Source organism: Parapedobacter luteus, from assembly GCF_900168055.1.
GTDB classification, from domain to species: domain Bacteria; phylum Bacteroidota; class Bacteroidia; order Sphingobacteriales; family Sphingobacteriaceae; genus Parapedobacter; species Parapedobacter luteus.
Genome location: NZ_FUYS01000001.1, coordinates 699,849 through 712,032, shown reverse-complemented (window position 1 = coordinate 712,032; position 12,184 = coordinate 699,849). Strand labels below are relative to the sequence as shown.

The window sequence follows — 12,184 nt, the reverse complement described above, 5'->3', positions numbered from 1 at the left end:
ATAGCCTAAAACTGAACCAACTCAGAATCCCAATCGATCATCCAGCTTCTCTTCCTCTTCCCCGAAAAACTGGCGGTATTTACTGCAATCCAGTTCGCGCGTGAGCCCGCCATCCGGCAAGGGGAAGTCACCTTTGGAATAATGCAGCGAGGTATCGGCATAGACTTTTTGCATATAAATGGCAAAGACCGGCAATGCGGCTTGCGCCCCCTGCCCTTCAGTCATCGAATAGAAACTGATGCCACGATCTTCGGCTCCTGTCCATACGCCGCTCACCAGTTCCGGCGTGATGCCGATAAACCAGGCGTCCGCATTGTCATTGGTCGTACCGGTTTTCCCGCCTATAGGGTTGGTAAAATTATAGCGGAAACGCAGGCGTCTTCCCGAACCGTCATCCACGACACTCTTTAGCATATCCACCATAATGTAAGCGCTTTCGCTGTTGAGCACCTTGGTTACCCGGGGAGCTTTCTCATAAATCGGCATGCCGTTTTTGTCTTCAATGCGCAGGATATAGGTGGGTTCCACCCATACGCCTTGGTTTACGAACGAAGAATAGGCACCCACCATATCGTATACAGACGCCTCATAAGCCCCAAGCGCGATGGACGGGTATTCCGGCACTTCGGAGGTAATGCCCATCCGTTTGGTCAGTGTAGCAACCGGCCTGGCACCTACTTCGTTGATCATGTAGGCCGTAGCAAAGTTTTGCGAATGGGCCAATGCCCCGCGCAATGTGATGGGACTTCCCACCGATTCGCCACGCGGCGTCCACGCATATTGCCCGGTACCGATAGTCAACGGTACGTTTGGTACCTGGAAGCACGGCGAGAACCCATTATCGATGGCTACCGCATAGGTAAATGGTTTGGCCGTAGAACCCACCTGCCGGGTACCCATCTTGACCTGGTCATATTTGTAGTGTTCGAAATTGATCCCCCCCACCCAGGCGCGTACATAGCCTGTCTGCGGCTCCATAGACATGAAGGCATTTCTAAGGATCAGCTTATTGTAGCGGATAGAATCCATGGGTGTCATGGTTGTATCCCTGTTTCCTTCCCACGTAAAGATGGTCATCGGCACTGGCGTATTGAAATCCTTTTTTATCTCTTCATCCGACTTACCGGCTTGCTTCAACACCCGGTAACGGTCTGAACGCCGCATGCCGGTTTCAAGCAATTTAGCTTTGTCGCCCTGAAACGGGTCGCGGTTCCGCCATTGCCTGTCGAAATTTGCCTGGATGGTTTTCATCCATTCTTGCTGGGCTTCCTCAGCGTAAAGCTGCATCTTGGAATTGATGGTTGTATAGATTTTGAGCCCGTCCCGATCCAGATCCCAGGGCGTACCGTCAGCCTTGGTGATTGACATCTCGTTGAATTCCCGTTGTATTTCACGCTTCAAGACAGCCCTGAAATAAGGAGCAAGCCCCTCTCCGTAATTCGATATACGCATATCGGTAATCAGCGGTTCACTTTTGAGGCGCGTCGCCTCTTCCCGTGTGAGGAAGCCTTCTTTCCGCATATTGTCGATAACCACATTACGTCGCCTGATGGCATTCTGTGGATACCGCACGGGCGAATAGATACCCGGTCCCTTGAGCATCCCCACCAGCAGGGCTGCCTGTTGGACATTCAGCTTATCCGGGGTTGTATTAAAATAAGTCCGTGCTGCCGATTTGATGCCGTACGTATTATAAGCGCCGAAATCGACGGTATTGAAATACATCGTAATGATTTCTTCCTTGGTGTAATTACGCTCCAAGCGCACGGCTGTAATCCATTCTTGAAATTTCTGGATGATGCGTTTGCCCGTACTGCGTGCACGGCCTTCCGAAAACAAGTTAAGCGCCAGTTGTTGCGTGATGGTACTCGCACCTTGGCGATTGCCTACCAAATTGTAAAAAATAATCGTGAACGTACGCCTGTAATCGATGCCGGAATGCCGGTAGAAACGTTTGTCTTCGGTTGCTATCAACGCCTGTATCAGGTGGGGTGACAATTCGTCATACCGTACATTGGATCGATTTTGCACAAAATAAGTCCCAAGCACCACACCATCATCCGAAATAACCTCGGATGCCAGGTTGCTTTTCGGATTCTCCAGGTCGCGGAAAGTTGGCAGCTTTCCAAAAAGCCCCATGCCCACACTGAAAATAAACAAAAAGCCCATTAAGATAGCACCTATCAGTATTTTCCAGAAATTACGGGTATATCGGCTGATTTCTTCTTTTGTTAATGTATTCGCTTTCTTCGTCTGTTTCTTCATTATGTTTTAGTACTAAGTACCGAGTAGTTAGTCGTTAGCGGTTTATACTTACTCACGTATTCACTTATCCATTTGCTCCTGGTAAATGGCATGGTAATCATCTATCTTATCAAAATCAGATAGCGTGCCAAAATATGTTTCCGTGATGACAAATGTATTATAGATATCCGCCGGGATTTTCATAATGTCCGGCAACAAGGGCAATAACGAGGTCTCGTAACGCTTGGCATCGTCATAACGGTAAAACGGACCGATATAAACCAATTGGTTTTCGCCATTTACAACCTTAAGCTGGTGGCTGATGGCATTGCCCGCATACCGGGTACGGTTAAACTGTCCGATGCCGAACCTCGATGGTGCGAGGTTCACACGTTCATTCATTACATTGATAACAAAAAAGTAGGTTGCCGAATCCGGAAGCAGTTCCAAATCCCGATAGACATTGGGCCCAAGTTCACCAACTTCAGCCGTCTTAGCCAGCTGTTGCCTGGAAACACCGGACGCGTTTCCCAAGCTATTGCGTCCGCTTAACCCTGCTTGCCCGGCGGCAGCCACGGCCAGCTCCCGGCGTGGCCTTGGCGGCTCGGGACCGTGGTTGATGACCAGTTGCGGCCATAAGGTCATCGTCGGCTCGTCTACAAACCGCTCCCTGTTTTCATCGGCGCCTTGCAAAGCATACGGCCGGGCGGCCAGCGTATCCCTGTTCACTTCAATAAAAGCAAGATGCTGGGCAACCAATGGGGTGATCAGGCTATCGTCCGGAAAATCTTCAACGAGCTGCAGCAAGGCATGTTCAAATGTATCGAGGCTTGCGGTGCGTCCCAATGCCAAAGCCTGCAAATAGCCCAATTGACTTGCAATTTGTTGCCTTTCGGGGTTTTGACGGCGTATACGCGTCACCTCTTCGATGACGTCAGGGTACCGCTGTTGCGTGTATAAGGTATATACGTTTTCATAAGCTTGGTCCAGCACCCGCTTTTGTTGCTCAAGCTTGGCCATATACGAAGGGTCCCGGATTAAATGACTGTATAGCGCGTCAGGAAAGGCGGTCAATAGCCTGTCCTTATAATACGCTGCGCGCGCTTCGTCGACATCGGTGTAAAGCCGATACAGGTTATAGTAGAGCAATGCAGCCTCCTCGGTGTCGGGGTAGCGTTTTAACAGCTCCTCATAGGTGTTGATTGCCGCCTCATTGTCACGCAGTTCGTCTCGGTAGGTGTTTCCGATGCGAAGCAATGCATCGTGGATTTGTCCGTGCGACGTCGCCAGCTTCGCTTCATTATCGGGCAAGGCCTCGATATAACGCCCACGGAGTTGCTGTACCCATGCGGTACTATCGAGCGCGGCCGTGTCAGCCAGCGCGGCCGCGCCTTCACCGAAAGCCGCAGGGCCACTGCCTCCAGTGGCAGAGGGTTGACCGAGCATATCACTGAACCGCCAATTATCACGCAATTGGCGAATGCCCCATCGCCGTCTAAATTCCGCCTGCCCCATCCCCATAGCATCCGGGTTGTTAAAGTAAAACCGATTATCGGTGTAGCTTATCGTCGTGGGCAAGATATCATCAAATGCCGGCCGTCGGTCCGACCGGCGGCTGACATGCTTAGGCTCACTTTCGGCCGCAAACTGCCTGGCATATGCGTCACTGACAATGGTATCGAGCACGGCTTCGCGCCTTACGTCATCCAAAGCTGCAAGATACTGTAAGCTATCCTGGCGTGCCACCACTTGCAATTGCGTGATCAAATCATCCAGATTGGCGATTTTACGCTGAACCGCGCCTACATCAGGAAAGTCTGCGGGCAACGACATACCCACGCTGTCATAGTAGTGCTTTGCGGTTGTGTATTCAGCGGCGCTGAAATAATGATCAGCCAACTTCAGGTAAGTAAGCGCCGTTTGATAGCGGTTGTTGCTCGGCTGCTGCAACGCCATTTCGTAATTGGCCAAGGCTTCTGCTAAGTGACCGTCTGCATAAAACACCTCGGCAATCTGATAATAAATTTGATCCTTAAATGCCGCATTTTTGTCATCGCGAAGCATGCGCCGCAACAACCTTACACGGTCAGCACCGGTGGCATTTTCATCGGTGGCAAGATAAACGCTGTTCAACCCCGCATAGAACGACATTTCGTAAGGTGCATTGCTATTTATTACCCGGCGGTAATGTTGATGCGCTTCATCCGCGTAACCATGTTTTTGCAGTAACTGCCCCAACAGGAAATGCCAACGCAACTTGGTCGGCTTGTGCCGCGTATTTTCGACCGCCTGACGCAGCATGGTAATCGCCGATTCCTCATCATGTGTGAGGAGGTAATACTTCGCCTGGGTGGCAAACGCCAGCCCTTGCGAACGCTTGTCCGACTCCAAACCTAAAAAGACCGTATCCAACACCAAACCGGCATCATGGAGATTGCCCAATTGCATCAGCGAACGGGCCTTTCCTATCAATGCCGCCTGACGGTACGCTGGCATGTCGGCAAACGCATGTGCTACATACGAGAAAAACTCAACGGCATTATAGTAGTTCGCCTTCAAGTAGTTAGCCTTACCCGTAAGCAGGTAGGCTTCATTAATGTACTTACTTCTTGTTTTCTTATTAATGATATCCAGCGCTTTGCCGATGACCGAATCCATCAACTGGCCGTTGGCTGCAGCCGTAGCCTCGGTAGGCTCCACGAAGATGGGAAGCAATTGCTGATAGTTGTCCTGATGTGAAGCGAAATTTTCACGTTCGGCGTCAGCAATGATTTTACGGCCATGGTAGACGATATTATACCGTGCGGTAAGGTTTTCCATCATGTCGTACTTAACCCCTTCGTCCTGCCGATTAACAGCGCATGCTACAATCACATAAGACATTAAGGCTAAGGCAGCTAAGCGAGAGAATAAAAAAGAAAATGTATTACGTTTCAATGCCGCTATTTCTTAGAGGATGTGCCATAAAAATAAATATCTTTGCTGGGAACACACATGCAAAAATATCATTTATTTTGATACCAGCTACACAATAAAAAGGAGGAACGTTGCGCAAACAAAAAACGAAACTTGCTAAAACACTCAATATGCGGTATAAGGTTGTCGTGCTCCAGGAGGAAACTTTTGAAGAAAAAGCGTCATTTACCGGAAAATTGTGGTACTGGATCACTGGCGTTAGTTCCGCGGCTGTCATCGTGGTAATGTTGACGATCGCCTTTATCCGGGCCACACCATTGCGCGAGTATGTGGCGGGCATGTCTTTAAACGGTTTTGAGCGGAGCCGCCTTATCGAGGCTTATACCCGCATCGATTCCATGGAGCAGGTCGCAGCGGCAAACACCATCTACCTGGATAACCTTCGGCAGGTTATTGCAGGCCAGGCCGGCGAGACACTCGAACAAGCCGGCGGGCAACATATCGCGGGCAAGACAACGAACCCGGCACCTCCGGCTGTAGCTGACGTTGGCCTTTCCAAAGATGAGTTGGCACTCCGCCAGTTGGTGGAATCCGGTGCGCCGTATGACCTACCCGAAAATCCGGAAGCCGCCCACACGGGTATCTCATCTTACACGTTTTATAGCCCTATCAAGGGTATTATCAGTTCAAATTTCAGTGCCAAAGAACAGCACTATGCCGTGGATATCGCCGTGAAGCTGAACGAACCCGTGAGAACGACGTTGAGCGGCAACGTCGTGTTTGCCTCCTATACACCGGAAACCGGATACGTCGTCATTGTCCAACACAGTAATAATTTATTATCACTTTATAAACATTGTGCTTCGATTATCAAAAAAGTTGGTAGCTTTGTACGTGGCGGGGAAGTTATTGCGTTTGCAGGTGATACAGGCGAATTGAGTACAGGCCCACATCTTCATTTTGAGTTATGGCACAACGGCAACCCGGTAAACCCCACCGACTACATCGCTTTTTGAAAAATCCATAATTACCTAAGCAAAACCAGCATGTTTGTAAACAAAAAAAATGAAAAACCGCAGGAACAACGAGGAAGCACCTTTAACCTGATTGCCAGCGGGACATCAATCACCGGAGACATCAATACATCCGGCGACCTGCGCATCGACGGCCAAATCATTGGCGATGTTACCTGCACAGCCAAACTGGTCATTGGCGAAAACGGAGACATTAAAGGCAATGTAAACTGCAACTCCGGCGAAATTTCAGGCACCGTTCAGGGAGAGGTGGTAGCCAAAGAGGTACTCCAGCTCAATCATTCAGCGTCGATACATGGTGATATCAAAGCAACGCGGTTTATCGTCGAAGACGGGGCTTCCATTAATGGGAAATGTACGACCAGCAAAAATTTAAGCTTGCCTGACCACCTGCCCGAAGTGAAACTGATTGGCTATGAAAAAGCCCAGGTCGTCCCCCAATAACGCATTAGGCAAATACGCTTATTTTACAGGCGTCGGTTTCCAGATGCTGGCGATTATCGGCATTTTCACTTATCTCGGATACCGTCTGGACGAATCCCGGCATAGCGAGAAGCCGCTTTGGACTGCTTTATTTGCGCTGGTGGGTGTGTGCATCAGCATCTATACGGTGATACGGTCGGTGACACGCAGGGGGAAATAATACCGCATTAACCGCGCTGCTTTTTTCTGTCGAGGATATTCAGGTAGACAGACAACACACTGACCACGGCGAAGCTTATGGCGGTGACACTATCCACCAATCCTGCATCGATGGAGGTGCCGGTGAACGTATCTACCTGGTATTTGATGAATGAATCAGGAAGATTGTTTTCGCCCAGCTTAGTTTTTACCTGCCATTGCCAATCGGTAATGGGGCAATAACCGATGCCATACCATATGCCCAGCAACAGCCAGGAAGCGGCTGTGATCAGCACCGCATATAAATGAAGCCGGCGGGTGGACGGCCATATCCAACCCAGCAGGTTGAAACCGATAATCAACACATGCAGCAGGGTAAAAAAGCTGTCGAGCACTTTCAGCCATATCATACCTATTAATCGTACAAAACGTGTGCCTTTACATCACCGGCGCTCGCCCTCCTTATTACCTAATGAAAACCGCCTCGAAATGGTGAATCCCCATCTGAATTGCCCCTTTCTCCATGACGAGGTGGTTTCCGGGATGTACTGCATTTCCTGAATAGCAGTAGCATTGGTAAAGTTCAGGTTGAATACGTGGCCGCCTGTTTCAATTTCGAGTCCCACGCCCAATGGATTATATAGCGCCGTGATGGCATCCGCATACCTTTCTTTGCTTGCCGCCGATCGGAAAGGCAGAAAATAATCCATCACAAGCGCCATACGCCTGCTCACCTTTAGCCTACCGCCAATCCCCAGGGCAAACAGGTCATTCATATCATCATAATAGGCCGTGGTATTTCGCCGAATGTATGTCGGATGGAGCGCCAAGGACAGGTTGGACCCGAATTTCCGTGCCAGGATAAATTGCGCCACGATGTTTAGCCTGTCTGAAAACTGCCGGTATGATACCGCTTCGCCATCGTTCTGCCGGTCGGCTTCCACACCGGGGATGGTTACACTCGTGTAAAGCGTCACGGATAGTGGCGTTTTCCCATCGACAGTCTGCCGCAGCACCCGGTATTTTAGGTTTGCCTCATACAATTGCGAGACCCGGGTCGCTCCCTTGGCCCGGGCTATCCCCACGTTCAGGTAATCCGTTATCCCGTATTCAAAGCCTATTTTGATATCCGTTGAATTGTCCAATCCAAAAAAATTCCGCCCCCCGCCATTGGCACCGGCAATATCACCGAAACGGTGGTCAACCTTAAAATCCAGCTCGTGCTTATGAATGGTCTCGATGGATTGGCTATTGATTATCCGTGTTGTTTTGAATGTAGCTTCCACCTCCTCACGCGCATGCCCTACACTGTCGCCTGCCAATACATCTGCGAGCTCGGTCTGCGCCGACAATGAAAAACTCGTAGCCAGCATGGCCAAAACCATCAGTAGCCTACACTTCTTCGTTATTTTTGATTTACGCATAAAATGGATTAGTTTATTGCCTTTGATAAGTAGATGAAACGTCTACCGCTACAATTTCCGCTATATTTTTAACCACGACCCGTGGTATCTTAATGCCGTGATCGGCAAGCTTCACGTCAAACTTGGCATGGGCCTTCACGGCATTGCCTCGTATTTCAATCATCGCCTTGGTTGTATAAAATTTCTTTACCCCATGGATTTCCAACTGGCCTGCAACGATCACCGGATAGCGCCCATCACTGGCCCAGTTTATCGGCTCGTTTATCTTGCCGCTAAACGTGGCATATGGAAATTGGTCACTTTCCATGTAGTTTTCGTTAAAATGTTCCTGCATCAAGCGTTTATTGAATACGAAGGATTTTATGGCTACTTTAAACGCGATTTCATTGCTTTTGACGTGAAGGGCTGAACTTGCCCGTTCTGTGACCGCGGCAATATCTTCCAGGGGAGCCGAGGAGAAAAAAGAAATCCGGCTTCCCCGATCGACCAAAATATCCTGTGCTTCCGCCCGGAAGCACAGGATCATAACGAAAAACCAAACATAGTATATCTTCATGGCTATGGTTCTATCCGCTGTCGATCGTCTTAGTTCTGTGGTGCCCCTTTAGCGATCCAAGCTTCAAGCAACTGCAGTTCACGCGTGGATAGGCTTCCATTCAGCGGCATGATGCGGCGTACCACCACCACGTCATTGATACGCTCCAGGTTGTTGTTTACGGAAGCGTATCCCGAAAAGACCCAGCGAGCGGTACCAGCTCCTGATCCGGTGTGGCAACTGCTGCAGCGCGACTGGAATAGGCCGCCTACGAAATTGGCGTAGGTCACATTGTCTACCGTTACGTTTTCACCGCCGGATAGCGGCGGTTCAGGCGTTGGCGCATCGTTGTCCTTTCCGCATCCCGCCAGGCTAAGCACCATTATCGTTAATAATGATGTCTTCCATACATACTGTTTCATATTCTATTACGTTCTATTATGTTATTTAGCTAGTTATATCAATTCAGTCCTATCAGATGTATCTGCCGTCGGTCAAGGCGCGGTCGCTTCCGGTGAATCGGGGCCCAACACCGGCCAGACACCAACCGCAGGAAAATCGATTCCCTTGGTCTCGCCCCTGGCGACATCCTGTCCGAAATAGTAGAGTGGCCAGCCTTTATACGTCAATTGCGTACGGCCATGTACGGTTATTGATGCAAAATCATCGCGATTGACCGCCGAAGGTACCGTTTGCAACGTGGCATCGTATATCGGCCATACGCCATCGTTGCTGAAATCCGGATTGGTAAAATTGTTGGTATTATACCGGTCATTCCGAAACCCATATAAGGTACGGCCGTACGCATCCACGAGATATGCGGTCAGGCCCTCTCCCGGTGTCAAATCAGCCGTGTATGCCGTCCCATCGCCGCCGACAAGCTGATGGCTGACCAACATGACCGTATAATCCGGTTTGGCGACAAACCAGTTGCCACCGACACCATCTCCGGTGATTTCTCCCGGGTTGCCATCGCCGGAATAATAATATAAAGGCCAACCTTTGTAGGTCGTCTGCATCGTGCCGTCGGCCAAGGCAACCGTGCCTATATCTTCCCTGTCGATACCTTCGCCGGGCGCGGCCGCATCATGATGATACGGCGGCCATAGCGACAAGCAATTGCCCGCGCAGGCTGAGTTGCCGTCAGCGTCAAGCGCAAAAAAGTAAAGCGCCCGTCCCGCTCCATCCGTCAGCACTTGCCCAAACGTGGTGTGGACCTGCAAACGGATACCCATTGTTTCGGGCTCCGGCTCGGGATCGTCATCGCTGCAGGAAAGGGAGGAAAGACAAACCGCTGCGGCTGCCAATCCAATCAGTCGGGGAGAAAAAAGAACCATCATGATCGTTGTTTTATTATTATTGTCTCTTTACTGGGAGTACGCAAAAAAATGACACGAGGTTGCCCCAAGTAGCGGAATAAAAAATTTAGTTGCATCAAGGCAACCTTTGGTGGTCATCCTCCGTAATATTGTATATATAAGACAAACGCTTGCCGACGGTCAATGAAGAAATAGTACAAAAGTATATTGCGGGTTGCCGAAAACACAAAAAGGAAAGTCAATATGCTTTGTTCAAGCAATTCTATAGCTATGCTATGGGAATATGCAGGCGCTATGCCCGAAATTCGGACGAAGCATCGGACATCTTAAGTGATAGTTTCCTGAAAGTATTCAGCCATATCGAACAATACGATTCCTCCAAACCTTTTAAATCATGGCTCGGAAAAATCATTACGAATACGGCGATTGATTATTACCGTGCGAACTTGAAATTCGGTCAGCAAGAGGACGTAGAAGACCATGAGCACATCAGTGATGAGGCAAGTGTCTATGGCAAATTGGCTTACGATGATTTGCTGGCGTTAGTCCGGTCACTCAGCCCCGCGTATCAGGCCGTATTCAATCTTTACGCAATAGATGGATACAGCCACAATGAGATCGCCGAGCTGTTGGGCATTACCGTAAACACCTCGAAGTCAAACTTACATAAGGCACGCAAACGGCTTCAGGAACTATTGGATGAAACGACCAAAATGGAACGGCCCACGATACGTACGAAATAGATGACAGGCGCAGCGCAATATCGATAAAGTATGGAATAATGCAAGAGAAACACCCCATAGACGAACTTTTCAAGGATGGACTCACCGATCCGGATATCCCTTTTAACGAAAAGGACTGGCGGAGATTGTCCAAGAAACTACGTGGGAATAGGAAGCGTACCATACCCTTGTGGGTTTGGGCAGGTAGCGCCGCTGCGGCAGCAATAGTACTGGCCATCATGCTATTTGTCACGAATCGTAATACACGTTCAACGATAGCGGAAAGTCCGGGATATACCCAGAAAACTCCAGCAGAAGCGCCGCCTTCTTCAGGAGTGCAACGTCATTCGGCGGTGTCTCCGGGAAACGGATTAGCCGATAAGCCGGCGGTTGACGACGAAAACCGCAGCAAGGCGATACCACCGCCGGTCGGTCGCATGCAAGCTGCGGCAACCGACAGCCAGGGAAGCCCTGCCTTGTCTGCCGCAAAGACAACCTATGCATTGCTTAGCAGCCCCACGGCAACCGCCTCACTTACCCCGCGTACGGATAGTTTGTACAACACATCGATCATACGGCCGGCCCGTACGATGATTGGCCCTCCCGATGCCCGGATGCAGCAACCCCGCTACCGCGTCGCCGGCCCGCCACAACGCGGCTGGGCGTTCAGCATATTAGCTGCCCCGGATTTGTCTGGCACACAGCCGCTGGGCGGCAAACTCAGTGGCAACATCGGCCTGATAGCCACATACCGTCTCAGCAACCGATTCTCCATCAGCACTGGCGCCCTTTATGCGCGAAAACGATATGCAGCCGATTTCGCCGAATACCGCCCAAGCGCCACTTGGAACAACAGCGCCGGATCGCCAACCTTGGTGGAAGCTGACTGCGGCGTACTGGATATTCCGTTCAACATCGGGGTGAATGTCAGCCAATCAGCGAAATCATCATGGTTTGTATCTGCGGGCATCTCAAGTTACCTCATGCTCCGTGAAACGTATAACTATAGCTATCCCCCCCATGAATACGGCTACCCACAGCAGATCACCTTGCACAACCAAAATCGCCATATGCTCGGTATCGGCAACCTTTCAGTGGGCTACGGGCGCAAACTTACGCCTTCCCTGTCAGTAACGGTACAGCCATTCGTGAAAGTGCCCCTGACCGGTATCGGCAACGGCAACCTTAAACTCTATTCTTCTGGGATAGCCATCTCAGCAGATATCGACCTCACCCGCCGCCGGAAACCGTAACATACTTGCTACGCTTACACGTATGTGTTACTTTTTGCGGTGTGATTTGGTATTAATCTATAATTAATCTAAATTAGCGGCATTTTAACGCGTCGCTGTGGGAAGAGGATTTCACT

At 50.1% G+C, this 12,184-nt stretch carries 12 protein-coding genes; 5 read left to right on the top strand and 7 right to left on the bottom strand.

The features are described from left to right. Nucleotides 1–21: 21 nt before the first annotated feature. Together B5X72_RS02875 and porW are read right to left on the bottom strand one after the other, a co-directional pair. The gene (locus B5X72_RS02875) at nt 22–2,265 is read right to left on the bottom strand and encodes a penicillin-binding protein 1A (RefSeq protein ID WP_079715304.1); all 2,244 of its coding nucleotides are present in this window, start codon (nt 2,263–2,265) and stop codon (nt 22–24) included. A gap of 60 nt (nt 2,266–2,325) precedes the next feature. After that, nucleotides 2,326–5,127 (bottom strand): type IX secretion system periplasmic lipoprotein PorW/SprE, encoded by a 2,802-nt coding sequence (porW, locus tag B5X72_RS02870; RefSeq protein WP_079715303.1) that lies wholly within the window; start codon nt 5,125–5,127, stop codon nt 2,326–2,328. A gap of 203 nt (nt 5,128–5,330) precedes the next feature. Here porW and B5X72_RS02865 point away from each other — a divergent pair, with 203 nt between their 5' ends. Genes B5X72_RS02865 through B5X72_RS02855 form a run of 3 tightly spaced genes read left to right on the top strand, consistent with a single transcriptional unit; the run spans nt 5,331 to nt 6,837 of the window. Next, nucleotides 5,331–6,176 (top strand): M23 family metallopeptidase, encoded by an 846-nt coding sequence (locus B5X72_RS02865; protein ID WP_139378494.1) that lies wholly within the window; start codon nt 5,331–5,333, stop codon nt 6,174–6,176. Between the two features lie 30 nt (nt 6,177–6,206). Further along, on the top strand, nt 6,207–6,638 hold the full coding sequence (locus tag B5X72_RS02860; protein ID WP_079715301.1) for a bactofilin family protein: 432 nt from the start codon (nt 6,207–6,209) through the stop codon (nt 6,636–6,638). Then, nucleotides 6,610–6,837 (top strand): AtpZ/AtpI family protein, encoded by a 228-nt coding sequence (locus B5X72_RS02855; protein ID WP_079715300.1) that lies wholly within the window; start codon nt 6,610–6,612, stop codon nt 6,835–6,837. Before B5X72_RS02860 ends, B5X72_RS02855 begins: the two co-directional genes overlap by 29 nt. 7 nt (nt 6,838–6,844) lie before the next feature. Here the strand turns inward: B5X72_RS02855 and B5X72_RS02850 are convergent, their stop codons facing one another. The 5 genes from B5X72_RS02850 to B5X72_RS02830 form a co-directional block, all read right to left on the bottom strand. Beyond that, a complete protein-coding gene (locus tag B5X72_RS02850; protein WP_079715299.1) occupies nt 6,845–7,225 on the bottom strand; it encodes a DUF2784 domain-containing protein in 381 nt (126 codons plus the stop codon). Nucleotides 7,226–7,258: 33 nt separating this feature from the next. Beyond that, nucleotides 7,259–8,239 (bottom strand): DUF5777 family beta-barrel protein, encoded by a 981-nt coding sequence (locus B5X72_RS02845; protein WP_233632572.1) that lies wholly within the window; start codon nt 8,237–8,239, stop codon nt 7,259–7,261. 13 nt (nt 8,240–8,252) lie between these two features. Next, nucleotides 8,253–8,795: a YceI family protein gene (locus B5X72_RS02840; protein WP_079715297.1), complete on the bottom strand. Its 543-nt coding sequence runs from the start codon at nt 8,793–8,795 to the stop codon at nt 8,253–8,255. Nucleotides 8,796–8,824: 29 nt separating this feature from the next. After that, nucleotides 8,825–9,196 (bottom strand): hypothetical protein, encoded by a 372-nt coding sequence (locus B5X72_RS02835; protein ID WP_139378493.1) that lies wholly within the window; start codon nt 9,194–9,196, stop codon nt 8,825–8,827. A gap of 72 nt (nt 9,197–9,268) precedes the next feature. Beyond that, a complete protein-coding gene (locus B5X72_RS02830) occupies nt 9,269–10,114 on the bottom strand; it encodes a hypothetical protein (protein ID WP_200120806.1) in 846 nt (281 codons plus the stop codon). Between the two features lie 149 nt (nt 10,115–10,263). Here B5X72_RS02830 and B5X72_RS02825 point away from each other — a divergent pair, with 149 nt between their 5' ends. Together B5X72_RS02825 and B5X72_RS02820 are read left to right on the top strand one after the other, a co-directional pair. After that, nucleotides 10,264–10,836 (top strand): RNA polymerase sigma factor, encoded by a 573-nt coding sequence (locus B5X72_RS02825; protein ID WP_079715295.1) that lies wholly within the window; start codon nt 10,264–10,266, stop codon nt 10,834–10,836. A 38-nt stretch (nt 10,837–10,874) separates the two neighbouring features. Further along, nucleotides 10,875–12,068: an outer membrane beta-barrel protein gene (locus tag B5X72_RS02820; RefSeq protein WP_079715294.1), complete on the top strand. Its 1,194-nt coding sequence runs from the start codon at nt 10,875–10,877 to the stop codon at nt 12,066–12,068. Nucleotides 12,069–12,184: the final 116 nt, after the last annotated feature.